The sequence below is a fragment of the Bacillus sp. N1(2025) genome (assembly GCF_053470005.1).
Window position 1 is genome coordinate 125074 of sequence record NZ_JBLTJB010000003.1, and the last position, 23768, is coordinate 148841.

The 23768-nt window shown below is 47.6% G+C and carries 28 protein-coding genes; 21 read left to right on the forward strand and 7 right to left on the reverse strand.

What is annotated here, in order from left to right:
- Window positions 1-3: 3 nt before the first annotated feature.
- From tpiA to eno, 3 genes are read left to right on the forward strand one after another with little or no spacing between them, the layout of a single operon-like run.
- Window positions 4-765 carry a triose-phosphate isomerase gene (gene tpiA, locus ACNFN4_RS08355; protein WP_003151618.1) on the forward strand — a complete coding sequence of 254 codons (762 nt, stop codon included), beginning with the start codon at window positions 4-6 and terminating at the stop codon, window positions 763-765.
- Window positions 758-2293, forward strand: a complete 1536-nt coding sequence (gene gpmI / locus ACNFN4_RS08360) for a 2,3-bisphosphoglycerate-independent phosphoglycerate mutase (protein WP_182072011.1) — start codon at window positions 758-760, stop codon at window positions 2291-2293. Before tpiA ends, gpmI begins: the two co-directional genes overlap by 8 nt.
- A gap of 27 nt (window positions 2294-2320) precedes the next feature.
- Window positions 2321-3613, forward strand: coding sequence for a phosphopyruvate hydratase (eno, locus tag ACNFN4_RS08365; protein ID WP_007409956.1), 1293 nt, complete (start codon window positions 2321-2323; stop codon window positions 3611-3613).
- A gap of 30 nt (window positions 3614-3643) precedes the next feature.
- Here the strand turns inward: eno and ACNFN4_RS08370 are convergent, their stop codons facing one another.
- A complete protein-coding gene (locus tag ACNFN4_RS08370) occupies window positions 3644-4105 on the reverse strand; it encodes a GNAT family N-acetyltransferase (RefSeq protein ID WP_022553806.1) in 462 nt (153 codons plus the stop codon).
- Between the two features lie 131 nt (window positions 4106-4236).
- Here ACNFN4_RS08370 and ACNFN4_RS08375 point away from each other — a divergent pair, with 131 nt between their 5' ends.
- Window positions 4237-6015, forward strand: coding sequence for a zinc ribbon domain-containing protein (locus ACNFN4_RS08375; protein ID WP_021495212.1), 1779 nt, complete (start codon window positions 4237-4239; stop codon window positions 6013-6015).
- A 41-nt stretch (window positions 6016-6056) separates the two neighbouring features.
- Here the strand turns inward: ACNFN4_RS08375 and ACNFN4_RS08380 are convergent, their stop codons facing one another.
- Entirely contained in the window at window positions 6057-6767 is a 711-nt protein-coding gene (locus ACNFN4_RS08380) for a hypothetical protein (RefSeq protein WP_014418906.1), read from the reverse strand.
- Between the two features lie 435 nt (window positions 6768-7202).
- Between ACNFN4_RS08380 and ACNFN4_RS08385 the strand changes: the two genes are divergently transcribed.
- On the forward strand, window positions 7203-7835 hold the full coding sequence (locus ACNFN4_RS08385; RefSeq protein ID WP_007409973.1) for an NAAT family transporter: 633 nt from the start codon (window positions 7203-7205) through the stop codon (window positions 7833-7835).
- Between the two features lie 22 nt (window positions 7836-7857).
- Here ACNFN4_RS08385 and ACNFN4_RS08390 read toward each other — a convergent pair whose 3' ends face one another.
- Window positions 7858-8415 (reverse strand): GbsR/MarR family transcriptional regulator, encoded by a 558-nt coding sequence (locus ACNFN4_RS08390; protein WP_014418904.1) that lies wholly within the window; start codon window positions 8413-8415, stop codon window positions 7858-7860.
- Between the two features lie 260 nt (window positions 8416-8675).
- Here ACNFN4_RS08390 and opuCA point away from each other — a divergent pair, with 260 nt between their 5' ends.
- Genes opuCA through opuCD form a run of 4 tightly spaced genes read left to right on the forward strand, consistent with a single transcriptional unit; the run spans window position 8676 to window position 12112 of the window.
- Window positions 8676-9815, forward strand: coding sequence for an osmoprotectant ABC transporter ATP-binding protein OpuCA (gene opuCA, locus ACNFN4_RS08395; protein ID WP_053285144.1), 1140 nt, complete (start codon window positions 8676-8678; stop codon window positions 9813-9815).
- 20 nt (window positions 9816-9835) lie between these two features.
- Window positions 9836-10489 carry an ABC transporter permease gene (locus ACNFN4_RS08400; protein WP_003151654.1) on the forward strand — a complete coding sequence of 218 codons (654 nt, stop codon included), beginning with the start codon at window positions 9836-9838 and terminating at the stop codon, window positions 10487-10489.
- Window positions 10490-10526: 37 nt separating this feature from the next.
- A complete protein-coding gene (opuCC, locus tag ACNFN4_RS08405) occupies window positions 10527-11420 on the forward strand; it encodes an osmoprotectant ABC transporter substrate-binding lipoprotein OpuCC (protein WP_094296336.1) in 894 nt (297 codons plus the stop codon).
- Window positions 11421-11437: 17 nt separating this feature from the next.
- Complete coding sequence (gene opuCD, locus ACNFN4_RS08410) at window positions 11438-12112, forward strand: glycine betaine/carnitine/choline/choline sulfate ABC transporter permease OpuCD (protein WP_003151658.1); 675 nt, start codon at window positions 11438-11440, stop codon at window positions 12110-12112.
- Window positions 12113-12145: 33 nt separating this feature from the next.
- On the opposite strand, the gene ACNFN4_RS08415 is transcribed toward opuCD, so the two are convergent.
- Entirely contained in the window at window positions 12146-12679 is a 534-nt protein-coding gene (locus tag ACNFN4_RS08415) for a GbsR/MarR family transcriptional regulator (protein ID WP_104678873.1), read from the reverse strand.
- 285 nt (window positions 12680-12964) lie between these two features.
- Between ACNFN4_RS08415 and ACNFN4_RS08420 the strand changes: the two genes are divergently transcribed.
- The 9 genes from ACNFN4_RS08420 to ACNFN4_RS08460 all read left to right on the forward strand — a co-directional run bounded on the left by ACNFN4_RS08420 (window position 12965) and on the right by ACNFN4_RS08460 (window position 20815).
- Window positions 12965-14110, forward strand: a complete 1146-nt coding sequence (locus ACNFN4_RS08420) for a betaine/proline/choline family ABC transporter ATP-binding protein (protein ID WP_029973568.1) — start codon at window positions 12965-12967, stop codon at window positions 14108-14110.
- Window positions 14111-14126: 16 nt separating this feature from the next.
- Entirely contained in the window at window positions 14127-14780 is a 654-nt protein-coding gene (locus tag ACNFN4_RS08425; protein ID WP_053285146.1) for an ABC transporter permease, read from the forward strand.
- 14 nt (window positions 14781-14794) lie between these two features.
- Complete coding sequence (locus tag ACNFN4_RS08430; RefSeq protein WP_021494140.1) at window positions 14795-15712, forward strand: osmoprotectant ABC transporter substrate-binding protein; 918 nt, start codon at window positions 14795-14797, stop codon at window positions 15710-15712.
- A gap of 18 nt (window positions 15713-15730) precedes the next feature.
- Window positions 15731-16408, forward strand: a complete 678-nt coding sequence (locus ACNFN4_RS08435) for an ABC transporter permease (protein ID WP_021494139.1) — start codon at window positions 15731-15733, stop codon at window positions 16406-16408.
- Window positions 16409-16519: 111 nt separating this feature from the next.
- Window positions 16520-17233: a lantibiotic protection ABC transporter ATP-binding protein gene (locus ACNFN4_RS08440; RefSeq protein WP_022553802.1), complete on the forward strand. Its 714-nt coding sequence runs from the start codon at window positions 16520-16522 to the stop codon at window positions 17231-17233.
- Window positions 17230-17964 (forward strand): lantibiotic immunity ABC transporter MutE/EpiE family permease subunit, encoded by a 735-nt coding sequence (locus ACNFN4_RS08445; RefSeq protein ID WP_104678874.1) that lies wholly within the window; start codon window positions 17230-17232, stop codon window positions 17962-17964. Before ACNFN4_RS08440 ends, ACNFN4_RS08445 begins: the two co-directional genes overlap by 4 nt.
- Window positions 17961-18737 carry a lantibiotic immunity ABC transporter MutG family permease subunit gene (locus ACNFN4_RS08450; RefSeq protein WP_104678875.1) on the forward strand — a complete coding sequence of 259 codons (777 nt, stop codon included), beginning with the start codon at window positions 17961-17963 and terminating at the stop codon, window positions 18735-18737. Before ACNFN4_RS08445 ends, ACNFN4_RS08450 begins: the two co-directional genes overlap by 4 nt.
- A gap of 21 nt (window positions 18738-18758) precedes the next feature.
- A complete protein-coding gene (locus ACNFN4_RS08455; RefSeq protein WP_003151668.1) occupies window positions 18759-19421 on the forward strand; it encodes a response regulator transcription factor in 663 nt (220 codons plus the stop codon).
- Window positions 19412-20815: a sensor histidine kinase gene (locus tag ACNFN4_RS08460; RefSeq protein WP_017418904.1), complete on the forward strand. Its 1404-nt coding sequence runs from the start codon at window positions 19412-19414 to the stop codon at window positions 20813-20815. The genes ACNFN4_RS08455 and ACNFN4_RS08460 overlap by 10 nt, the downstream gene beginning before the upstream one ends.
- Before the next feature lie 85 nt (window positions 20816-20900).
- Here ACNFN4_RS08460 and ACNFN4_RS08465 read toward each other — a convergent pair whose 3' ends face one another.
- The 3 genes from ACNFN4_RS08465 to ACNFN4_RS08475 all read right to left on the reverse strand — a co-directional run bounded on the left by ACNFN4_RS08465 (window position 20901) and on the right by ACNFN4_RS08475 (window position 22165).
- On the reverse strand, window positions 20901-21218 hold the full coding sequence (locus ACNFN4_RS08465) for a winged helix-turn-helix transcriptional regulator (RefSeq protein ID WP_007613812.1): 318 nt from the start codon (window positions 21216-21218) through the stop codon (window positions 20901-20903).
- An 80-nt stretch (window positions 21219-21298) separates the two neighbouring features.
- Window positions 21299-21730, reverse strand: a complete 432-nt coding sequence (locus ACNFN4_RS08470) for a helix-turn-helix domain-containing protein (protein ID WP_003151674.1) — start codon at window positions 21728-21730, stop codon at window positions 21299-21301.
- 24 nt (window positions 21731-21754) lie between these two features.
- Window positions 21755-22165, reverse strand: coding sequence for a helix-turn-helix domain-containing protein (locus tag ACNFN4_RS08475; RefSeq protein WP_029973570.1), 411 nt, complete (start codon window positions 22163-22165; stop codon window positions 21755-21757).
- 195 nt (window positions 22166-22360) lie between these two features.
- Here ACNFN4_RS08475 and ACNFN4_RS08480 point away from each other — a divergent pair, with 195 nt between their 5' ends.
- The 3 genes from ACNFN4_RS08480 (at window position 22361) to ACNFN4_RS08490 (ending at window position 23759) form a co-directional block, all read left to right on the forward strand.
- A complete protein-coding gene (locus ACNFN4_RS08480) occupies window positions 22361-22546 on the forward strand; it encodes a helix-turn-helix domain-containing protein (protein ID WP_087920807.1) in 186 nt (61 codons plus the stop codon).
- Between the two features lie 123 nt (window positions 22547-22669).
- On the forward strand, window positions 22670-22900 hold the full coding sequence (gene secG, locus ACNFN4_RS08485) for a preprotein translocase subunit SecG (RefSeq protein ID WP_003151681.1): 231 nt from the start codon (window positions 22670-22672) through the stop codon (window positions 22898-22900).
- Window positions 22901-23018: 118 nt separating this feature from the next.
- Window positions 23019-23759: an alpha/beta hydrolase gene (locus ACNFN4_RS08490; protein WP_137987881.1), complete on the forward strand. Its 741-nt coding sequence runs from the start codon at window positions 23019-23021 to the stop codon at window positions 23757-23759.
- Window positions 23760-23768: the final 9 nt, after the last annotated feature.

A 23768-nucleotide genomic window follows, 5' to 3' on the forward strand; every position in this document is an offset into this window, starting at 1 on the left:
CAGATGAGAAAACCAATTATAGCCGGTAACTGGAAAATGAACAAAACACTCGGCGAAGCTGTCAGCTTCGTTGAAGAAGTAAAATCTTCCATTCCAGCAGCAGACAAAGCGGAAGCCGTTGTTTGCGCACCAGCTCTTTTCTTAGAAAAGCTGACTTCTGCTGTTAAAGGAACTGACCTGAAAGTCGGCGCCCAAAACATGCATTTTGAAGAAAACGGTGCGTTCACAGGTGAAATCAGCCCGGTCGCTCTGAAAGACCTTGGCGTGGATTACTGCGTCATCGGCCACTCTGAGCGCCGTGAAATGTTCGCTGAAACTGATGAAACAGTTAACAAAAAAGCGCATGCCGCTTTCAAACACGGCATTGTGCCGATCATTTGCGTAGGTGAAACGCTTGAAGAGCGCGAAGCCGGAAAAACAAATGATCTTGTTGCCGATCAAGTGAAAAAAGGTCTTGCGGGTCTTTCTGAAGAGCAAGTTGCCGCTTCCGTTATTGCGTACGAGCCAATCTGGGCAATCGGAACAGGCAAATCTTCTACAGCGAAAGATGCTAACGACGTCTGCGCACATATCCGTAAAGTCGTTGCTGAAAGCTTCAGCCAGGAAACTGCTGACAAGCTCCGCATTCAATACGGCGGCAGCGTAAAACCTGCAAATATTAAAGAATATATGGCAGAGTCCGATATTGACGGTGCTTTGGTCGGCGGCGCAAGCCTTGAACCGCAGTCATTCGTTCAATTATTGGAGGAAGGTCAATATGAGTAAAAAACCAGCTGCACTCATCATTCTTGATGGGTTCGGATTACGCAATGAAACAGTCGGAAACGCAGTCGCACAAGCGAAAAAAACGAATTTCGACCGTTATTGGAACCAATACCCTCATCAGACGCTGACGGCATCAGGCGAAGCAGTCGGACTGCCTGAAGGACAGATGGGGAACTCTGAAGTCGGTCATTTGAATATCGGCGCAGGACGTATTGTGTACCAAAGCTTAACACGCGTGAACGTTGCCATCCGCGAAGGCGAATTCGAACGCAATCAAACGTTCCTTGACGCCATCAAAAACGCGAAAGACAACGACAAAGCGCTGCACCTGTTCGGCCTTCTTTCTGACGGAGGCGTACACAGTCATATCAATCATTTATTCGCGCTGCTGAAGCTTGCGAAAAGTGAAGGACTGACGAAGGTGTATATTCACGGTTTCCTCGACGGCCGCGATGTAGGTCCGCAAACAGCGAAAACTTACATTCAGCAGCTGAATGAGCAGATCGAAGAAATCGGTGTCGGCGAAATCGCCAGCATTTCCGGACGCTACTACTCCATGGACCGCGACAAACGCTGGGACCGTGTGGAAAAAGCGTACCGCGCAATGGCTTACGGCGAAGGCCCGTCTTACCGCAGCGCGATGGATGTAGTCGACGATTCTTATGCGAACGGCATTCATGATGAATTCGTCATTCCGTCCGTCATCACAAAAGAAAACGGTGAACCCGTTGCGAAAATTCATGACGGCGATTCTGTGATTTTCTATAATTTCAGACCGGACCGCGCCATCCAGATTTCAAACACGTTTACCAACAAAGATTTCCGCGATTTCGACCGCGGTGAAAATCATCCGAAAAACCTGTATTTCGTCTGCCTGACTCACTTCAGTGAATCTGTTGACGGATATGTGGCTTTTAAACCGGTAAACCTTGACAATACGGTCGGTGAAGTATTAGCACAGCACGGGTTAAAACAGCTTCGCATTGCAGAAACTGAAAAGTATCCGCACGTTACGTTCTTTATGAGCGGCGGCCGCGAAGAAGAATTCCCGGGCGAAGAGCGCATCCTCATTAACTCGCCGAAGGTCGCGACATATGACCTGAAGCCTGAAATGAGCGCGTATGAAGTGAAGGATGCTCTTGTAAAAGAAATCGCGGCTGACAAGCACGACGCGATCATCCTGAACTTTGCAAACCCTGACATGGTCGGCCACTCCGGAATGGTCGAACCGACGATTAAAGCAATTGAAGCAGTGGACGAATGCTTAGGCGAAGTGGTTGACGCCATCATCGCTAAAGGCGGACATGCCATCATTACCGCTGATCACGGTAATGCGGACATTCTGATTACAGAAACAGGCGAACCGCACACTGCCCATACGACAAACCCAGTCCCTGTCATTGTGACGAAAGAAGGCGTGACGCTGCGCGAAGGCGGAATCCTAGGCGACCTCGCACCAACGTTATTAGACCTTCTCGGTGTTGAAAAACCGAAAGAAATGACAGGAACATCTTTAATTCAAAAATAAGCGTAAATCAAAAGGAGAGACAAACTCATGCCATACATTGTTGATGTTTATGCACGCGAAGTCCTCGACTCCCGCGGCAACCCAACAGTTGAAGTTGAAGTATATACAGAAACAGGAGCTTTCGGCCGCGCATTAGTGCCAAGCGGAGCTTCTACAGGTGAATACGAAGCGGTTGAGCTTCGTGACGGCGACAAAGACCGTTACCTTGGAAAAGGCGTGTTAACTGCTGTTAACAACGTAAACGAAATCATTTCTCCAGAGCTTCTCGGCTTTGACGTAACTGAACAAAACGCAATCGATCAGCTTTTAATCGAGCTTGACGGAACTGAAAACAAAGGCAAACTCGGTGCGAACGCAATCCTTGGCGTATCTATGGCTTGTGCGCGCGCAGCTGCTGATTTCTTACAGATTCCTCTTTACCAATACCTTGGAGGATTCAACTCAAAAACGCTTCCTGTACCGATGATGAACATCGTAAACGGCGGAGAGCATGCTGACAACAACGTAGACATTCAAGAATTCATGATTATGCCTGTAGGCGCGCCTAACTTCCGTGAAGCGCTTCGCATGGGCGCTCAAATCTTCCACAGCCTGAAATCAGTTCTTTCTGCTAAAGGAATGAACACAGCTGTAGGTGACGAAGGCGGATTCGCTCCGAACCTTGGTTCTAACGAAGAAGCGCTTCAAACAATCGTTGAAGCAATCGAAAAAGCCGGCTTCAAACCTGGCGAAGAAGTGAAGCTTGCTATGGATGCTGCATCTTCTGAGTTCTACAACAAAGAAGACGGCAAATACCATCTGTCTGGCGAAGGCGTTGTGAAAACATCTGCTGAAATGGTTGACTGGTACGAAGAAATGGTTTCTAAATACCCAATCATCTCTATCGAAGACGGACTTGACGAGAACGACTGGGAAGGCCACAAACTTCTTACAGAGCGTCTTGGCAAAAAAGTTCAGCTTGTCGGTGACGACCTTTTCGTTACAAACACGAAAAAGCTTGCTGAAGGTATCAAAAACGGCGTAGGCAACTCTATCCTGATCAAAGTAAACCAAATCGGTACATTGACTGAAACATTCGATGCGATCGAAATGGCGAAACGCGCGGGCTACACTGCCGTTATCTCTCACCGTTCAGGTGAAACTGAAGACAGCACAATCGCTGATATCGCTGTGGCAACTAATGCAGGACAAATCAAAACAGGTGCTCCGTCCCGTACGGACCGTGTTGCGAAATACAACCAGCTTCTTCGCATCGAAGATCAGTTGGCTGAAACTGCTCAATACCACGGTATCAACTCTTTCTATAACTTGAATAAGTAATCGAAAAAACCTCCCCATGGGGAGGTTTTTTTATATATCTGCATAAAGCCTTACCATGTCGCGGCACTGTATCCCGTTTTCGAAAATCTCCTCTTCATAATGCCTGATGAAAAAATCATGGTCGATGGCTTGAAGTCTGAAGCCACATTTTTGGTAAAGGGCAAGCTGGCCTATACTGGAGTTGCCCGTTCCAATTTCAATAGTCGCCGCTCCCATTTGTTTTGCCTTATTCACGGCCTCTTCTATGAGCTTTCTGCCGATGCCATTGTTGTGCATTGATTCTTTCACCGCAATATTGACGATTTCTACTGTTTTTGGTCTTGTTTTCAAAAGGACGAAGACCCCTGCAAGCTCGTCTGACGTCCAAGCCGTATAGCATTCTCCTCTTACAAGATAATCATCGACAATCTCTTTCGACGGATCGGCCAGCAGCAATAGTTCATACAGCGCTTCATCCGGCTCCGCGGCTTTTCGGATGCTCAGTTTTTGCATGTCCGTTTCTCCTCCTCCGTTATGATCGACAGCTATTTTTCAAAATAACTCCAAAATCATTCTACTTTATTATAAAATATGAAACATAGGAAAAGTTATACAAGTTTTGCAGATTGAATAGGAGGAAAGTCATGTTTTTTTGTAAGTATTGCGGCCAGCAGAACAACGAAGAGGCGCATTTCTGTAAAGAATGCGGAAAACCGATCGGGAAAGGAAGCCGGCTGGAGCGGCAGGCGGCTGAATCCGCATCACAGCCGAGAAAGCCGATCCCTAAAAAAACGCTCTTCCTATGGGGAGGCATTGCCGCAGCGCTGATCTTATTGATTGCCGCATATAAAACCGGAGCCTGGCTGACATCTGAAAAAAGGCTCACAGATCAATTCGAACAGGCGGTTCATGACGGGGACACGAAAAAGCTCGCAGCCCTGCTCACTCCTTCAGACAAAAAACTGAAGCTGAATGAGACCAATGTCAAACCGCTCCTTGCATACGCAAAGAAACACGATGAACTGCTGGCATCGCTTCGCGGCAATTCATCAGAAAAAGATGCGGTATACGTCAAAAAAGAGGGAAAAACCCTTCTTTTGTTTGACCATTACGAACTGAAAGTCGATCCGGTTTATTTCCGCGTCACAAGCAATTATAAAGGCGCCGATCTTTATATCAACAGCGAGAAAACAGGTACGGTCAAAAAAGCCGATGAAACCCAAATCTTCGGCCCGTATGCACCCGGTGTCTACACGGCGGAAGCCAAGCTTAAAAATGAGACGGTTGACGTTGTCAAAAAGCAAGAGGCAGAGGCGGCCGGCAGCCGGAATGTTGAGTTTGACCTGCCGTTAGACGCCGAGGATGTGACGTTCACTCCGGCAGACAGCTTCAAAAGCGTGAAAGGCGATCTGCTGATAAACGGCAAGTCCGTCCATAAAGATCCGTTTACATCCGTTACATACGGTCCGCTCTTAACTGACGGTTCCATGACAGCCGCCGTGGAGGCTGATTTTCCTTGGGGGAAAATGAAAACTGCCGATGTTCCGATCAACAGTACTGATGTGGACTTAACGCTTATCCCGGATCAAGATACACAACAAACAATCATGGACACGATTGTCAAAACAACGAAGCAGTATACAAAAGCGATGGCAGACGGAAATACTGATCAGATGACCGAGGCTGGTTCCGCCTGGAAAGAGCAGACGAAAGAAGCGGTATCCGGCATGAAGAGTTCCGGCACCTTTTTGAAGGATCAGTATAAAGAGACAAGCTTTGATCTGGATTCATTTGCGATTTCTCAAGAGAACGGCCGCTGGCAAGTAACTGTTACGGGTAAAGAGCTTCATGAGTCTGCTTATTTCGACGGGAATACGAAGCCTGATATGGAAGAGGCTGAGCCGAGTTTTCACTATGTACTCTCATATGATACAAAACATAAAAAATGGGTTTTCGAAAAAGCTGATCCTGCCTCAGATTCTTCCGGGACAAATGTAAAAAAAATAAAAAATGACCAGCCGAATACCTATACATCCGCATGGGCATCATCCAAAGGAAATACAGCTTCAGGCAGCGTGACAAACGAGCAAGTCACATCGTTTATGACTGATTACCTGACAAATCAATCAAGCGCCGTCAGCCTTAACAATTTTGCCATCATGGCGGGCAATTTAGAAGAGGGGAGCCCTTTGTATGCTGATCAGCAGAAACTGGTCAAAAAACTGCACAGCGAGGGGACGACCGAAGTATTTAATGAAGTGAATGTCAAAAGCTTTTCACAGAAAGGCTCCCATTTGACGATTCACACGTACGAGGAGTTTTATATTACGAAAGCCGGCGGCAGTCCGAAGCTCAGAACATACAATTGGACGTATGGCGGCGTTGTTAAAGACGGAAGAATTTATTTAACATCCATTCAATAAAAAAAACCCCCGCGCCAATCAGGCGGCGGGGGTTTCCGTTTTTAAAAGAAGAAATAATTCATGAGTTCTTTTATATAATGCTTGATCGTGAATTGAAACGTTACGCAAATGATCAAATAGATGACGATAACAGAATAAATGATATCCGCCTTAGTAGTGAGCTGATGCTGATAGCTCGCCAGCATGAGCGGAGGCACGGCAAACGCCGCTCCTAAAAGACCGACAGCCAGAATGGTGAAGCAAACGGTTGTATGAAGCAGCATAAAAATGAGGGCAAGAAGCAAAATAGCTGTAAACGGAATCAAAAAGGCCCCGAATCTGGACAGCGAATCTTTAAATGACACCTGCGCGCCGCCGGCCTTCAAAGCGATAAAAATCAAGAGATACAGGCAGAAAACGCATAATGCAAAGGTAAGCGCCGGTTTGATCACAACCGCGGTAAAACTGACGTCACGAAAGCCGTCTGATAGGAGAATATAAAACATAATCGGCGTCACCAGGCAGAAAAGCACCATGTTGATGATGCTGCTGACAAGCTGTTCGCCGCCTGTCGTTTTACATGTTTGGTACGGTCTCTTTAACACATCAAGCACGAATAAGGCAAATTGCTTTGAAGCCTGCTTAGCCGCGGCGCCGGCCTGAGCGGCCTGGCCTTGCGTTTGGCCTGCGCCTCCCTGCCCGGGCTGGGGCGCCCCGCACTTTTCACAAAACTTTCCGCCATCAGTATGATGGCCGCATTGAGAACAATACATTCTAAAACTCCTTTTACAAGTAATATAGGGATTTTGTTCAATATTTACATTATAAAAGAAAATAGGGCGGATGTAACGGAGTTTTCTAAAGATATACAAATCACTTTCTCTATGAATTGATAATAGAGAAAAAGTACCCATTATGGTAGAATTTTAATGGAGCTGATAGATATCATGTCTCTCGGCGCATTGATTCAGAGTGAAAAAGGAAATTAACGCATGCTAAAAAAATTGAAAATGCTTTATCGGCTGTTGAAATTCGGAAAAGGCTTATGGAGATAGCAAACAAAAAAACCGTCCTTACAAGGACGGTTTTTTTCTGTTTCCGGATCGTCCGGCTGAGGTTAAAAAGCAGACCCCGGGGTAAAAACCATGCATAAGAAACAGCGGAGAACAAAACATAACTCAATAATGGCAAGCCATAAGGAGGTACGCATGTTTTCATTCATCATTCATGTCTTCATTTCACTGTTTGCAGTCTCCAATCCCATCGGAAACGTGCCGATTTTTCTTTCACTGACGGAAGGGTACTCGGAGAAAGAACGGACAGCGATTGCGCGCAAGGCTTCCGTGCTGTCGTTTATCATCTTGGCGGCTTTTTTAATCTTCGGCCATCTGATCTTTAAACTGTTTGACATTAACATTCATGCCTTACGTATCGCGGGCGGCATTTTTATTTTCGGCATCGCTTATAATCTTCTGAACGCGAAGAAATCTCATGTACAGTCTCTCCATCATGAAGAGAAAGGGGAGAGCAAGGAGAAAGCCGATATATCCGTGACGCCTTTGTCGATTCCGATTATCGCCGGTCCCGGTACGATCGCGACGGTGATGAGTCTGTCGGCCGGCCATGGCGGCATCTTCCATTACATCAGCGTGCTTATCGGCATTGCGGCCGTCATCGCGATGACGTTCATCTTCTTTCACTATTCTTCTTTCATCAGCAATAAGCTCGGGAAAACCGAAATGAACGTCATTACCCGACTGATGGGGCTGATTTTGGCGGTGGTGGCGATCGGCATGATAGGCGCCGGTCTGAAAGGCATGTTCCCGATATTGGTTTCCTGACTTAAAAAAAAGCAGCGCCCGGTTATCTTCGGGTGCTGCTTTTTTCTATTTTCGGCACATGCTGAAACACTTCTTCACTCTCAAAAAATTCTATCAAACGGCTCAGCCAGTCATAATAATGGAGCCAATCCGTCAGTTCATCCAAAAGCTGGCGGGCTTTTTCTTCAATATCGGGACTGAGATTTTCCGATTCCAGAAGCTCAGTCAGCTCGCGGTTCAGCTTTTTATAGAGCATTTTGTTTTTGCTGACCGCCTTTGTCCAATTTGCCGTAAACAGGGAGATAAACGTCTGGTAATAATCACGCTCGACGTCGTAAAGGTCTTTCCGAACGCCTTTTTCAAACACTTTTTCAGCCAGATTGGCATCGGTCATTTCGCGGACCACCTGGCTCATCCTCGTTTTGCTCATCCCGGTCGCCTCTGACAGCTCATTTAACGTCATCGGCTTGCGGTTCATATAAATAATACCGAGCACACGTCCAAGTGTGGCCGGCATTCCGAATGTATGCATATTCTCGGCGATTCTCTCAATGAGATGCTCTTCAGCATGCCCGATGATATCAAGAGCGTTTTTTTCCACGGCTGATCATCCCTTCACTGGCTTTTCATGCTGACAATATATCATATTTTTTACAGTTGATGAAAAAGATGATGCGGCAGGATATGCGAGCTATCGGGAGCGATTGTAAGAACATCCGCATTGTCAGCGGGATAACATGAAAAAATACGTATATTGTATATAATTTCAACACATTGTAAACTTTTTATTTTACAAATTTCATCTTATAATAAAGATTATACTTTTCAGAAAAATAACGGAACCCTTCGGAGGTGCGCGGATTGCTGAGATTAGAAAATGTATCGAAAGTCTATAAAGGCGGAAAAAAAGCTGTTAACAGCATTGATTTAAATATCGAAAAAGGCGAGTTTATTTGTTTTATCGGGCCGAGCGGCTGCGGAAAAACGACGACGATGAAAATGATTAACAGACTGATTGAGCCGTCATCCGGTAAGATTTTTATCGATGGCGAAAACATTATGGAGCAGGACCCGGTGGAGCTGAGACGGAAAATCGGCTACGTCATTCAGCAGATCGGACTTTTCCCTCATATGACCATTCAGCAGAACATTTCCCTCGTGCCGAAACTGCTGAAATGGCCGGAACAAAAGCGGAAGGAACGGGCGCGGGAGCTTTTGAAGCTCGTCGATATGGGCCCGGAATATTTAGACCGCTATCCTCACGAGCTGAGCGGCGGACAGCAGCAGAGAATCGGCGTGCTGCGCGCCCTTGCAGCGGAACCGCCTCTTATTCTTATGGATGAACCGTTCGGAGCGCTTGATCCGATTACGCGGGATTCCCTTCAAGAAGAATTCAAAAAACTGCAAAGAACATTGAATAAAACGATTGTGTTTGTAACACACGATATGGATGAAGCTATTAAGCTGGCTGACCGGATCGTCATTTTAAAAGCGGGAGAGATCGTTCAGGCCGGCACTCCTGATGACATTCTCCGGAATCCGGCTAATGAGTTTGTCGAAGAATTTATCGGCAAAGAACGGTTATTGCAATCAAGACCGGACATTGAACGCGTCGAGCAGATGATGAACAAAAAGCCTGTCACCGTTACGGCGGACAAAACGCTTTCGCAGGCGATACAGGTGATGCGGGAGCACCGTGTCGATTCCCTGCTTGTCGTTGATGACCTGAATGTGCTGCAAGGGTATGTCGATGTCGAGATCATTGATCAGAACCGGAAAAAAGCGAGCCTCGTCGGCGACGTGCTCCGCTCTGATCTGTATATGGTCGAGCAGGGGACACTGCTGCGCGATACCGTACGCAAAATTTTAAAGCGCGGAATGAAATATGTACCCGTCGTTGATGAACAAAGGCATTTAGTCGGAATTGTCACGCGGGCGAGCCTTGTCGACATCGTTTACGATTCAATCTGGGGCGAGGAAGACCAGCTGGTGACAGGCTGACAAGGGGAGGAACGCTTACAATGAATGAAATGATCAAGTTTTTGCAGACGAACGGCGGAGAACTGTTATATAAAACGTGGGAGCATTTATACATTTCGATCATCGCCGTCATATTAGGCATTGTCGTCGCCGTTCCGCTCGGAGTGGCGCTGACGAGAATGAAAAAGGGCGCAGGCGCCGTCATCGGCGCCGTCAACATTGTGCAGACCTTGCCGAGTCTCGCGATACTGGCATTTTTTATCCCGCTGTTAGGCGTGGGAAAGGTGCCCGCGATCGTCGCGCTGTTTTTCTATTCGGTGCTGCCGATTCTCCGGAACACGTATACAGGCATTCAAGGCGTAAACAAAAATCTGCTGGAATCGGGAAAAGGCATCGGGATGACGGTCTGGGAGCAGATCAGGCTTGTGGAACTGCCGCTTGCGGTTCCGGTGATCATGGCAGGCATCCGCACATCCACCATTTATCTGATCGGCTGGGCGACGCTTGCTTCCTTTATCGGGGGCGGCGGGCTCGGAGACTATATTTTTATCGGCCTGAATCTCTATCAGCCTGAATATATTATCGGCGGCGCCGTGCCCGTCACCATTTTAGCCATTATCATTGATTATCTGCTGGCGGCGACGGAACGGAAGGTGACGCCGAAAGGGCTGAAAGGACTGAAGGAAGTATCATAAGGAGTTGGCTGTTTTGAAAAGAAATCAAAAGAGATGGATGTGCGCACTGGCGCTGTCGGCTGCTCTGCTTCTAGGCGGCTGTTCCCTTCCCGGCCTGAGCGGGGCTTCCGATGATACGATCAAAATCGGGGCGCAAAGCATGACGGAATCAGAAATTATCGCCAATATGATCGCACAGATGATTGAACACAATACAGACTTGAATACGGCATTAATTAAAAACCTCGGATCGAACTATGTCCAGCAGCAGGCGATGCTCGGCGGTGAAATCGATATCGCCGCGACGCGCTACTCGGGAACGGATTTAACGAGCACCCTCGGCATGGAAGCGGAAAAAGACCCGAAAAAAGCATTAGCCATCGTCCAGAAGGAATTTGAGAAACGCTTCCATTACAAATGGTTTGATTCTTACGGATTTGAGAACACATACGCTTTTACCGTCACGAAAGAGCTTGCGGAAAAAGATCATTTAGACAAAGTGTCCGATATTAAGAAGCATGCGGATCAATTTAAGCTCGGTGTAGACAATGCGTGGCTGAAAAGAAAAGGTGACGGCTATAAAGGCTTTATCGACACGTACGGCTTTGAATTCGGCACAACCTATCCGATGCAGATCGGACTTGTATACGATGCCGTGAAAAACGGGAAAATGGATGCCGTCCTCGCCTATTCAACGGACGGACGGATCAAAGCGTACGATCTGAAAATTTTAAAAGACGACAAGCAGTTTTTCCCGCCGTATGACTGTTCGCCGGTCATTCCCGACAGCGTGCTGAAGCAGCATCCTGAACTGAAGGGCATTGTGAATAAACTGATCGGCAAAATTGATACGGAAACGATGCAGGGATTGAATTACGAGGTGGACGGCAAGCTGAAAGAACCGTCCGTCGTCGCTAAAGAATTTTTGGAGAAACATCATTATTTTGAATAAGAAATGAGGTGGGGCAAATGGAAGTGCTGCAGCAGCTCGGCACTTATTATTCTCAAAACGGCGCCTATGTGCTTCAGGAGTTTTACCGCCATTTTCTCATGTCGGTATACGGCGTTTTATTTGCGGCGATCGTCGGGGTTCCGCTCGGCATCTTCATTGCCAGGTACAGAACATTAAGCGGCTGGGTATTCGCGGTGACAAACGTGATTCAGACCGTGCCGGCGCTTGCGATGCTTGCGGTGCTGATGCTCGTCATGGGGCTCGGCGCCAATACGGTGATATTGTCGCTGTTTTTATATTCGCTTCTTCCGATCATCCGGAATACGTACACGGGAATCGCCAGCATTGAACACGCTTATCTTGAATCGGGAAAAGCGATGGGCATGACCAAATTTCAGGTGCTCCGCATGGTGGAGCTGCCGCTTGCGCTTTCCGTCATCATGGCGGGGCTGCGGACGGCGCTCGTCATCGCGATCGGCATTACGGCAATCGGTACGTTTGTCGGCGCGGGCGGACTCGGTGACATCATTGTCAGGGGCTCAAACGCCACGAACGGAACCGCGATTATTTTGGCCGGCGCCATTCCGACAGCGCTGATGGCCGTTATCGCAGATCTTGTGATGGCATGGCTGGAGCGGGCGCTGAGTCCGGTGAGAAAGAAAAAACGAACCAAAGCGCCGAATGCGGCATGAAAAAAACGCCTTGCGGGTCAGGGCGTTTTTTTCTTATGGCTTCGGAACATGCTTGAAAATTTCTTCGCTTTCAAAAAACTCGATCAGGCGGCTGATCCAGTTGTAGTAATCAAGCCAATCCTTTAATTCTTTCAGCAGTTCGTTGATTTTTTCCTCAACTTCTTCCGGCACGCCGTTTTCAAGGACGGCTGTCAGTTCGCGGTTCAGCTTTTTATGCATCATTTTATTTTTGCTGACGACCTTGCTCCATGTGGCCGTAAACAGCGTAATAAAGGTTTGGTAATAATCCTGCTCGACGTCGTATAAATCTTTGCGGACGCCTTTTTCAAACACTTTTTCCGCCAGATTGACGTCAAGCATTTCACGGACCGCCTGGCTCATTCTCGTCTTGCTCATGCCGGTCGCTTCTGATAATTCAGTTAAGGTCATCGGCTTGCGGTTCATATAAATAATGCCTAAAATGCGCCCCACCGTCGCGGGCATTCCGAATGTATGCATATTTTCAGCGATTCGTTCTATCAAATGATCTTCAGCTTGTTCGATTACGTGTAACGGATCTTTCTCCAACAGTTTCAATCCTTTCAGTCAGCAATTCCGATGTCAATATACCACATTTTTAAACCGGCGGAAATGCTCTTCCGAGAGAATTTGGCAGTAATCCGGAGCAATAAGAAGAACTTTGCCGGTCAATACGGGTTAATCAGTGCTTACACAACCTTTATATATAATATGGACAAATTGTAAACTTTTTAATTTACAAAGTTTAATTTATAATGGGAAACGTTCAATTGTCTGAAAAGTTAAATTTGAATTTAACGAATTGAATAAACTTAATCATGGAGGTGTGAGTGTTTGCTGACATTAGAAAATGTCTCGAAAATGTATAAAGGCGGGAAAAAAGCCGTCAACAGCATCAACCTGAATATCGCCAAAGGCGAATTTATTTGTTTTATCGGACCGAGCGGCTGCGGCAAAACGACGACGATGAAAATGATCAACCGCTTAATTGAACCGACAGAAGGCAGAATCCTGATAGAAGGCCGAAACATTATGGAACAAGACCCGGTGGAACTCAGAAGAAGCATAGGCTATGTCATCCAGCAGATCGGGCTGTTTCCGCATATGACCATTCAGCAGAACATTACGCTCGTTCCGAAGCTTTTAAAGCATCCTGCCGAAAAACGGAAGGAACGGGCGCGGGAGCTTTTAAAGCTCGTTGATATGGGGCCTGAATATTTAGACCGTTACCCTCATGAACTGAGCGGAGGACAGCAGCAGCGAATAGGTGTATTACGGGCACTTGCCGCAGAGCCGCCGCTCATCTTAATGGATGAACCGTTCGGGGCGCTTGACCCGATTACGAGAGATTCCCTTCAGGAAGAATTTAAAAAACTGCAAAAAACCTTACATAAAACCATCGTATTTGTTACCCATGATATGGATGAAGCCATCAAGCTTGCGGACAGAATCGTCATTCTGAAAGCGGGAGAAATCGTCCAGGCCGGAACGCCTGATGAGATTCTCAGATTTCCGGCGAATGAATTTGTTGAGGAGTTTATCGGCAAGGAACGGCTGATCCAATCATCCAGCCCTGATATTGAACGGGTGGAGCAGATCATGAATCCCGATCCCGTGACGGTAACACCTGAGAAAACACTGTCAGCCGCCATTCAGCTGATGCGTGCCGAGCGGGTGGATTCGCTGCTCGTCATTGATGAAAAGAACGTTCTCCAAGGTTATGTCGATGTGGAGATGATTGACCGCAATCGAAGACAAGCGGTAACCGTCGCGGAAGTGCTTGAACGGGATCTGTACACGGTCAGAAGCGGCACTCTGCTCCGCGACGCCGTCCATAAAATTTTAAAAAGAGGCATGAAATTTGTGCCGGTCCTTGATGAAGCCGGCCGATTAACGGGAATCGTGACAAGGGCAAGCCTCGTTGACATCGTCTATGACTCCATCTGGGGAGAAGAGAATCAGCTCGCGGTGATGTCATGAGGAGGCTTCAATTGATATGAATCAGACCGTGCAATTTTTACAGGCAAATGGAGGAGAGATGCTTTATAAAACATGGGAGCATCTGTACATCTCATTAATCGCCGTCATGGCGGGCATTCTCGCCGCCGTTCCGCTCGGCGTCCTGCTGACGAGGATGAAAAGAGGAGCCGGCGCCGTCATCGGCATCGTCAACATCATTCAAACCTTGCCGAGCCTTGCCATTCTTGCGTTTTTTATTCCGCTTTTAGGCGTAGGAAAGGTCCCGGCCGTTGCGGCGCTGTTTTTCTATTCCATGCTGCCGATTCTCAGAAACACGTATACGGGGATTCTCGGCGTCAATCGGCATCTTCTGGAATCGGGAAAAGGAATCGGCATGACGGCATGGGAGCAGATCAGGCTTGTAGAGCTCCCGCTTGCCGCTCCGGTCATCATGGCGGGCATCAGAACGTCTTCGATTTATTTAATCGGCTGGGCGACACTCGCCTCCTTTATCGGCGGAGGCGGGCTGGGAGATTACATTTTTATCGGCTTGAACCTTTATCAGCCGGAGTATATTATCGCAGGCGCCGTTCCGGTCACAGTGCTGGCGGCAGCCGTCGATTACATGCTGGGGATGACAGAACGGAAAGTCACGCCTGACGGGCTGAAGAGCATAAAGGATGCTACATAAGGAGGAGGTCTCTCATGGGGAATAGATGCAAAAAACGGCTGCTCGCAATCGCCTGTATCGGCATGCTGCTCCTTGGCGGATGCTCGCTCCCGGGATTGAGCGCCGCATCGGAGGATACCATTAAAATCGGCGCGCAAAGCATGACCGAATCAGAAATCATCGCGAGCATGCTCGGACAGATGATCGAACATCACAGCGGGTTGAAAACATCCGTTATTAAAAATCTCGGTTCCAACGCCGTGCAGCAGCAATCCTTGATCAACGGTGATATTGATATCGCCGCTACGCGCTATACAGGTGACGCGCTGACCGGGACGCTTCGCATGGAGCCGGAAAAAGACCCGGACAAAGCGCTGCGGCTCGTTCAGCGTGAATTTCAAAGCAGATATGACATGAAATGGTTTGATTCTTACGGCTTTGATAATACATACGTCTTTACCGTTTCCGGACAGCTTGCCCGCAAGTACCATTTAGAATCGGTATCCGATGTCAAAAAAGAAGCGTCTCATCTGAAATTCGGCGTAGATAACTACTGGATGAAGCTGAGAGGCAACGGATATCAGGATTTTATGAAAACATACGGAATGTCATTTGAAGGCACGTATCCGATGCAGATCGGCCTCGTTTACGACGCGCTGAAAAGCAGAAAGATGGATATCGCGCTCGCTTATTCCACCGACGGAAGAATCATCGCTTACGGACTGAAAACGCTGAAGGATGATAAGCAGTTCTTTCCTCCGTATGACTGTTCACCCGTCGTTCCGGATCAAGTATTAAAAGAGCATCCCGAACTGGAGGGCGTGATCAATAAAATGATCGGCGCGATTGATACAAAGATGATGCAGAAAATGAATTACGAAGTCGACGGCCGATTAAAAGAGCCGTCCGTCGTGGCCAAGGAATATTTAGAAAAACATCATTACTTTGAATAACGGAAAGGAGATGTGCGGATGGACACGATGAAGGAGCTGTTTACGTATTACGCTCAAAACGGCAGCTATGTTCTGTATGAGTGCTGGCGGCACTTTCTCATGTCGGCGTACGGCGTCGTTTTCGCCGCCGTTTTCGCCATTCCGGCCGGAATTGTGACAGCCAGGCACGGGCGTCTCTCCGGCTGGGTGTTTGCTGTGGCGAATGTGATTCAAACCGTTCCGGCGCTGGCGATGCTCGCCGTCCTGATGCTTGTCATGGGACTCGGCGCCAATACGGTCATCACGGCTTTGTTTTTGTATTCCCTGCTGCCGATTCTCAGAAATACGCACACGGGCATTATCAATATCGAGCACGCTTATCTCGAGTCGGGAAAAGCGATGGGCATGACGAAATACCAAATCCTTCGTATGGTGGAGCTGCCGCTTGCGCTTTCCGTCATTATGGCGGGTCTCCGAACGGCGCTCGTCATTGCCATAGGCATCACGGCGATCGGCACCTTCGTCGGGGCTGGCGGCCTCGGCGATATGATCGTCAGAGGGTCGAACGCGACAAACGGAACCGCCATTATTCTGGCGGGCGCCATCCCGACCGCGCTGATGGCGGTGGCCGCAGACCTGCTGATGGCGTGGCTGGAACGAGCCCTCAGCCCGGTGAAAAAACAAAAAAGAAAGCTGATCGTACGCTCAGCCTCATGAAAAAAAGCATTCTTCCGCGGGAAGGATGCTTTTTTTGATTTCTTGATTAAATTTTGATAACTGCGCTGTAAAGTCTTACTTATCAAATAACAAAGCAAAGGGGTAAATCAAATGAGCAACATCATAGAAACGAGACAGCTGCAAAAATCATTCGGCAGACAACAGGCAGTGGCTGATGTGTCTCTATCAGTAAAGCGCAACAGTATATACGGCCTGCTCGGTCCGAACGGCGCGGGAAAATCAACGACACTTAAAATATTGACCGGCATGCTGCAGCAAACATCCGGCGAGGTTCTGTTCGACGGACATACATGGAAGCGCGAAGACTTGAAAAGCATCGGTTCCCTGATTGAAGCGCCGCCGCTTTACAGCAACCTGACAGCCGCTGAAAATCTGAAAGTCCGCTGCGTTATGCTCGGACTGCCTGATTCAAGAATTGCGGAAGTGCTGGAAATCACGGGATTAACGGGAACCGGAAAAAAGCGCGCCGGACAATTTTCCATGGGAATGAAACAGCGTCTCGGCATTGCGTTAGCATTATTAAGCCGTCCGTCGCTCTTAATTCTTGATGAGCCGACAAACGGATTGGACCCGATGGGAATTCAGGATTTGCGGGAATTTATCCGCTCCCTCCCCGGACAGGGCATGACGGTTATTTTATCAAGCCACCTGTTATCAGAAGTCGAGCAGATCGCAGACCATATCGGGATCATCAGTGACGGCGTTTTAGGATATCAGGGAGAAATCAGCCGGGAAGATGATCTGGAGCAGTTGTTTCTGGAGGTTGTCAAATCAACACGGGAGAAAGCGGGGACAGGAAAATGATTCAGTACATGCAGGCGGAACATCTTACATCTAAAAGAACATTTATCAGAAAGCTCATCATTCTGATTCCGCTTCTGAACACGGCTTTTTCTTTTCTGCTGAATACGGCTTATTTTATGACGGGCACGTTCAATTGGTGGGCGGTTATTTTCATGCCGCTCATGATTGCTCTAATGTGCGGTTTATCTGTTAAAAAAGAGAAAAAATCTGCGAATGACCGCGCGGTGTACTCATTGCCGGCAGATTTAAAAAGCATATGGCTCTCAAAAATAAGCTTGATCGCGCTGTATTCACTCCTGTCGCAAATCGTTTTTTTCATCATCATGTTTTTACTTGGCCTTGTATTTCCGGGAATTGCTGCGCTGCAGCTGAAAGGCGTTGAAGCAGGCTCCCTTTTATGGCTGACGACGCTTTGGGAAATTCCGTTCTGCTTATGGATTGCCAGACAGTTCGGATTTACGGCAGTCATTCTCGTGAATATGATCGCCGCTTTTGTTTTGGGTATTGTGCCGGCGTCCAGTTCATTGTGGTGGCTGAGCCCATGGAGCTGGTCAGTCCGGGTGATGTCACCGATTCTCGGGATCCATCCGAACGGAATTCCGCTTCCCGCAGACAGCGGCTTATTAAACGGAAACGTGATCATTCCGGCTATTATTCTTTCTATTCTTTCTTTTATCGCAATAAGTTTGATTTCCGCAGTGTCTTTTTCAAAAGGGGGAAACCGGTCATGACCGTGCTTTTACGATATATGTGGGCCGATGTATTAAAAATGAAGCGCACGCCGCTCATATGGATGCATGCTGCGGCGCCGGTTTTATGCGCGGGATTTTTCCTTTTGTTTTTGTATATGTATGGAAGGATTCAGGAGCCTTATGAGCTGTACAGCGTCTTCTTCAGCGCGATTGCCGTTTTATACCCTTTCATCATCAGTATTGTCTGCGGCATGTCTGCCTCCGTCGAGGAACAGGCGGGCCATTTTCAGATGATGCTGGCGGTTCCGTATTCGAAAATCGTCAGTTTTGCGGGCAAGCTGCTTCTATTGCTGCTGTTGAATGTGTTATCGATAGGTCTTGTCATCTGTCTTTATTTGGCGGGGATGAAATTTGTTCTTCACATCAATGATCTCCCCTATCTTACGTTTTTAAAAGGAGGGGCGTGGCTGATTGCCGGCAGTATTCCGCTTTATATGATGTCTTTTTTTGTCGGCGTAAAGTACGGCATGGGACCGTCCGGACTTTTAGGGGGTGCGGGATTATTAATGGCGGCGCTCATGAATACGGGACTTGGCGATATCATCTGGCGTTTTTTCCCGTGGGGATGGAGCGTGCGGCTTTCAGGCCTTGCAGGACTGCTGCATTTTGACAAAGTCAAAAAAGAGTTCCTCCCTTATGTAAGATACGATATGAGATTCGGAGAAATAATGTTATATTTTTCTATAGTGATATTATGTCTGGCCGGCCTCTTTTGGTGCAGAAGATGGGAAGGGCGGCGTTCATATGAATAAAGGCAAGGAGCGATTCGGCCGGTGGCAAACATTTTAGCAATTGATGATGAAAAAGATATTCTCGTTCTGATCAGAAACATTTTACAGCGTGATCAGCATACAGTAACGATTCTGGAAAAAGCGGAGGATCAGTCATTGGATTTTTTTCAAGGCTATGATTTGATTCTTCTCGATGTCATGATGCCCGGAACGGACGGGATTGAACTCTGCCGGCGGATTCGGCCGCTGGTGGACAGCCCGATCCTGTTTTTAACGGCAAAGTCTGACGAAGAATCCATTGTGAAAGGCCTCATGACAGGCGCTGATGATTACATCACAAAGCCGTTCGGCGTACAGGAATTGATGGCAAGGGTAAACGCGCATGTCAGAAGGGAACGGCGTGAGAAGCATCAGACGAAACGGCTGATATCAGGCTTCATGTTTGATTTTGACAATAAAGAAGTGTGGATGGATGACCGGAAACTGCCTCTTACGAAAAACGAATATAAAATCGTTGAATTTCTGGCACAGCATAAAAACAGAACATTCTCACGGGAGCAGATTTACGAGGAAGTGTACGGCTTGGACGGCGATGCGCTCTATTCAACCATTACGGAGTTTATCAGAACCATCCGGAAAAAATGTAAAGAACACGGGGCTGATCCGATCAAAACGGTGTGGGGTGTCGGATACAAATGGGAATAGCAAAAGGAAAATCCAGCATCCGCAAAGAGCTTGTCAAATTTACCATCACGCTGTGTCTGAGCACGATGGGGGTGGCGGCATTATGTGTCGCCTTAAATGCCATTGCCATGAATGCCGGAGCGATCCTGCCCGCAAACTACAGCGAGCATGAGGCGGAACAGATCAAACCCCGCCTGAAATCAGCGGAAAAGATAACAGAAGATATGATTCCCGCAGGTATGACATACGCCGTTTTTGATAAAAAAACAAAGCGGATGACAAAAGGAACGATGACGGAACAAGATGCGGCCAACGCCAGAAAAAAGATTCAGCATCAGCCGTATTTTAATTATGCTCAAAAAGGATTCATGGTGATAAATCGGAAAGATGAATACGGCGTTCTCCAATATTCACTCAGGTCGGAATTTCAGTCGCCGCTGTTAAGGCGCTATCTGCCGAATTATGAATGGACGGGTCTTACGATTCTGATCACTTTGCTTCTTTTGACCGTTTTTATCGTGACGACGCGTTTCGCCAATCAGCTGAGACGGCATTTCAGCACACTCAGCTCCATTACGGCAAGCATTCAAAAACAGAATTTAAATATCAATCCAAAAAGGTCGCGTATAAAAGAATTTGACGATGTCATTGACTCTCTGCTGAAAATGAAAGATGCGCTTCAGGCATCTCTGGCGGCGCAGTGGGAGGCGGAGCGGATAAAGAAAGAACAGATCGGCGCGCTTGCGCATGATATTAAAATTCCGGCAACGATCATTAAAGGAAATGCCGAGCTGCTTCAGTTAACAGAGCCTGATGAGGAGCAGGCGGAATATGCGCAGTATATTCTGGATGCCGGAAACAAAATCGAGCATTATGTCGGACAGCTGATCCAGCTTTCCAAAGCGGAGGAGGCAGTTGCCGTTCATGTGGAATATACTGACCTCAAAGAGTGGATTCAAAACATATATCGTGACGCGGCGGCGCTTGCGGGGCCGAAGCAGATTGATCTCGTCCTCAGCGAACGGGGAATTGACCGAATAGAAGCGCCGATCGATCATGAGCTGCTCCACAGGGCGGTCATGAATATCGCGGCAAATGCCGTCGACTATACGCCGGAAGGAGGGGAAATCCGTGTGGACGTCCTGTGCACCGATTCCGCCCTCCATCTTGCCGTATCCGACAGCGGAAGCGGGTTCTCGCCGGAAGCGCTGAAAAGAGCGACACAGCTTTTTTACACGGAGGATAAAAGCAGACATTCGGCGGGGCATCACGGCATGGGGCTTACATTCGCCCATCATGTCGTACATCTTCACCACGGCGAATTAATACTTGAAAATCAGGAGTCTGGAGGAGCCCGGGCGGAGATTCGAATTCCGCTGGAAGGCGTCAGACAAAAACAAGCCCTGCACGTATGAGGGCTTGTTTTTCTGTTTAAGAAAAAGCAAAAATAAAAACGGCTGCCCGTTTGAGAGATCAGCCGCTTATGCGGAAAAGAGTTTATCAGGAAGGATCAATCCATTGTGAAGACCACTTGGAAATTTCCTCTAAAATAGGGGCTAATGCGCAGCCTTTTTCCGTTAATGAATACTCAATGCGGACAGGCGTTTCGGGGATAACATCCCGTTTGATGACACCTTCTGTTTCAAGTTCTTTCAGACGTTCTGACAAGACTCTTCCGCTTAAATTCGGAAGCGCCGCTTCAATTTCGCTAAATCGCTGCTGTCCGTTCAATAACTGAAAGACGATTAGAGCCACCCAGCGTTTACTTAGGATGTCGACCGCTTTTTCGAATCTGGGGCACATTTCTGATTGGTTCATGCTTTTTCACCTCGTCTTCTGCTATTATACCGCAAAATCGGAGGGAACGTATGTCTGGCGCTCGTTAAGTTGGGAGGGGATCAAAAAGAGGATGAGGAATCCGGGGAGCGCTTTTTCGCTTCAGCCGCGATAAAATCAAAGTATTTGCTGACGCTTTCAATATCTTCTTTTGTGAAGTGCTGCCACTTTTTGCTGTCAAACAGCGGCAGATGCTCCGCGCCTCTGTCAACGGCGGTCTGATAGATGGCGCAGATGGATTGATAGCTTTCGGATGTTTCGCGGATTTCCTCCTGAAATGCCTTGATGTGTCCGGCCCGCGCCATTAACTCCTCGTACGGAATTTTTAATGTATCCGCCAATTTTCTGATGGTCGCCGGTTTAGGAATGCCGCGGTGCCCGTTTTCAATTCTGGAAATGGTCGCCGAGCTGACGCCGGAATAGACGGCAAGCTGATTGACGGTAAGCTTCCGGGCGCGGCGCAGCTCTCTTAATTGCTTTCCGAATGTGTTCAATAAGATCGCCTCACATGTGCAAAGTCATGAGTCTTCATTTGTTCTTTTTTTGGCTTCCGCCGCTAAGAACGCAAAGTATTTATCAAGCAGAACCAAGTCTTCTTTCGACAGGTGCCGCCAGTTCTCCCGCTCCAATAGGGATAAATCATGCAGCTCATACGTTTCGGCTTTTTCCAGCAAGGTGCAGCCCGTGTCGTACGGGGTTCTCGTTTCCTGGACGGTCTCTATGTATCCCGCCGTCTGCATCAGTTCCTCATACGGGATTTTTAACGCATCTGCAAGCTTTTTAATGGTTGCAGGTTTCGGCACCCCGCGTTTGCCGTTTTCAATCCGCGAGATTCCCGCGGCGCTGACGCCTGAATACGTTGCCAGCTGGTTCACTGTCAGATGCCTTTTTTCCCGCAATGTCCGCAATTGTTTCCCGAAGCTTTCCACAGTCTCTCCCCCTCCCGCGGTCTATTTATATTCTAGTATGTTTATTGACTAAAGGGAATAGCCAGGCTGGAAAAGTATTGACAAAAGTTAACAAAAGCCGTATCTTATGTATAAGAAAGAAAGTATTTGACAGAACGGAAGGTGAAGAAAGTGGTCGAAAAGATACAGATCAGAAGAGATTATGTGCTGCAGTATATGGTCAATAATGACTACTCGTTAAACCAGCTCGCCCTGGAGATCGGAATATCTCCCGCCACACTGAGCCGTGTACTGAATGGAGAGCGGAGGCCGGGACAGCTGGTCATCGGAAAAATGCTCTATTACTTTGACATGAAATTTGAAGATCTTTTTTACTACGACTTTGTTGACAAAAGTCAATGATGATGGAAGATTCAAACGCATTTCCGTTTTTCTGACATGATGTGCACCGATACGGCGTGACATGCCTTTGTTTTTCATGTAAAATAGAAGCAATGTAGGCCAGTCAGTCTGGAGGTGTATGGGATGCACACATTATTGATTACCTTATTGGTTATCGTCAGTATTGCACTTATTATTGTCGTATTGCTTCAAACCAGCAAAAGCGCCGGTTTATCGGGTGCAATTTCAGGCGGGGCGGAGCAGCTTTTCGGAAAACAGAAAGCAAGGGGCCTTGATCTGATTCTTCACCGCACAACCGTTGTGCTGGCAGTCTTGTTTTTCGTGTTGACGATTTCGCTGGCGTATATCGTATAAGGCAATGTTTGTATAAGGTCTGATTTAATATCAGGCCTTTTTCTTGTTGAGAGACGGCGTTTGTTTCTCGCAAAACTGTGGAAAACTAAATTGAATGTGCAAAAAAGGGGTTATGAGCATGAAAATTGTGACACCAAAACCATTTACATTTAAAGGCGGAGACAAAGCGGTGCTTCTGCTGCACGGATTTACGGGAAATACGGCAGACGTCAGAATGCTCGGCCGCTACTTGAATGAGCGCGGCTACACTTGTCACGCGCCTCAATATAAAGGGCACGGCGTTCCGCCGGAAGAGCTGGTACATACGGGGCCTGAAGATTGGTGGAGAGACGTCATGGACGGTTATGAATATTTACGGTCTGAAGGCTATGAAAACATTGCGGCCTGCGGACTGTCGCTTGGCGGGGTTTTTTCATTGAAATTGGGTTACACTGTACCCATAAAGGGAATTGTTCCTATGTGTGCGCCGATGCACATTAAAAGTGAAGAGGTTATGTACGAAGGAGTTCTTTCCTACGCGCGCAATTATAAAAAATTCGAAGGAAAACAGCCGGAGCAGATTGAAAAGGAAATGAAGGAGTTTGAAAAAACACCGATGAATACGCTCAAATCGCTTCAGGAGCTGATTGCCGATGTGCGCAAAAACGTCGACATGATCTATTCCCCGACATTTGTGGTTCAGGCACGGCATGACCATATGATTAATACAGAAAGTGCGAACATCATTTACAACGAGGTGGAAACGGACGACAAACAGCTGAAATGGTATGAAGAATCAGGCCATGTCATTACGCTCGATAAAGAACGGGACCTCGTTCATCAGGATGTGTACGAATTTTTAGAGAAACTCGATTGGTAACAAACAGGA